Annotated in this window: 2 protein-coding genes and 1 pseudogene; 1 reads left to right on the top strand and 2 read right to left on the bottom strand. The window is 61.8% G+C overall.

The window, feature by feature from the left end:
* Positions 1–150: pseudogene (locus HX786_RS17295) on the bottom strand (alpha/beta hydrolase); the annotation flags it as partial.
* Positions 151–352: 202 nt separating this feature from the next.
* Positions 353–814: a VOC family protein gene (locus tag HX786_RS17290; RefSeq protein WP_003210114.1), complete on the bottom strand. Its 462-nt coding sequence runs from the start codon at positions 812–814 to the stop codon at positions 353–355.
* A 235-nt stretch (positions 815–1,049) separates the two neighbouring features.
* On the opposite strand from HX786_RS17290, the gene HX786_RS17285 reads away from it, so the two are divergent.
* Positions 1,050–1,715 (top strand): acyl-CoA dehydrogenase family protein (locus HX786_RS17285; protein WP_178912376.1); only part of this gene is annotated, 666 nt, incomplete at its 3' end.

Below are 1,715 nucleotides of genomic sequence, written 5' to 3'. Positions count from 1 at the left end.
TTCGGCCAGTTGCTCGGCGACCTTGTGCCAGATGACGTGGGTCTGCGGGTGCCCGTGCAGCAGAAGCAGGCCGGGACCCGCGCCGCCTTTGCGGTAGCTGATGTCCACACCGTTGACGTGGCGCTGGTCTTTTTGGAATCCGGCGAACATGGAATGACTCCTTGTGATGATTGCTTGCATCCTGAAATCACACGGCGCCCGGGGCAAGGGGGAAAGCGTGGAGGGGTTGTTCATGAAGTGTGTTGAAGCCCGATCTTTCAGGCAGTGCAGGTCAACGGTGGGAGCTGGCTTGCCTGNNNTGCCATCGCAGGCAAGCCAGTTCCTACCGTTGGGTTGCGTCGCCCTGGCGACTTCATCCTTGCTTGAACAACGCCTCGGCACGCTGGCGAACCTGCGCCTCGGTCAAGTCCTCCTTGCGCGTGGCCAGGAACCACACATGCCCGAACGGGTCTTTCAGCGTCCCGGAACGGTCACCGTAGAACTGATCCTTGGGTTCTGAAATCGCCGTGCCGCCGGCCTTGATGGCCTGGGCGAACTGTTGGTCGACATCTTGCACATAGAGATGCAGGCACACGCTGGGGTGTTCTTTTCCCGGGCTGCCGAACGACATTTCGCCACAGGGCGAGGCCATCATGATCGCCGAATCGCCAATGCGCAGTTCGGCATGGCCGATCTTGCCGTCGGGCATGTCCAGGCGCATGACTTCGGTGGCACCAAAGGCTCGTTTGTAGAACTCGATGGCTTCAGCGGCTTTGTCGATGCCCAGGTACGGCGTGATGCTGTGGTAGCCCTCGGGAATGGGTTTAACGCTCATATCGTTCTCCTTGATGGTGGTTGTGGAGGGACGGCTTTTTCACTATAGGCCACGTGCGCCGTGGCTTGCGGGCAGCCGACGAGGTGTTGCCCAGGCAACAGCAAACCGGCAGTTTGCTGCGCCAAGGGCGGTCTGCCGCGCGTATATCGGGAGCAAACCCTTGTGTTTGAAGGCCAGGCGCCTCAGGCACAGAAGCTGCAATGCCTCTGGCAAACCATTCGCCCGAGAGCGTTGTATGTCTGTACTGCCTGTATCTGCCGATTACCCGATTCACACGCCCCACGCCGAGTTGATCCGCGACGAGGCCCACGCACTGGCCGTTGCCCGCCGAGTCGCTGCCGTGTTGCTGGAACAGGACGCCGAGCGCGATCGCACCCGCCAGGTGCCTGCGGAGGTCGTCGACCTGTATTCCAACAGCGGTCTGTGGGGCATCAGCGTGCCCCGCGAGTTTGGTGGTGCCCAGGTGTCATACGCGGTGTTGGCCCAGGTGATTGCGATTATCTCGGCGGCCGACCCTTCGCTGGGGCAAATCCCGCAGAACCATTACTGCCTGCTGGAAGATATCCGCCTGCAAGGCACGCCCGAGCAGCAGGCGTACTTTTTTGGCCTGGCGCTGGAAGGGCATCGGTTTGCCAATGCGCTGTCGGAAACCGGCGGCAAGAACGTCCAGGACATCCAGGCGACCATTCGCCGGCAAGGCGATGGCTATGTGATCAACGGTCGCAAGGGTTATTGCACCGGTTCGCTGTATGCCCACTGGCTGGCGGTGCTGGCGCTGGATGAACAGCAGAATGCGCAATTGGCGTTCGTGCCGCGCGGCACCGCAGGCCTGGTGGTGGTCGACGACTGGGACAGCATGGGCCAACGCACCACCTCCAGCGGCACGGTGCTGGCCGAAGGC

Source organism: Pseudomonas sp. 21615526, from assembly GCF_013386245.1.
Taxonomy (GTDB): Bacteria; Pseudomonadota; Gammaproteobacteria; order Pseudomonadales; family Pseudomonadaceae; genus Aquipseudomonas.
The sequence above is the reverse complement of the archived record's forward strand: the minus strand, read 5'-3'. Positions and strand labels throughout refer to the sequence as shown.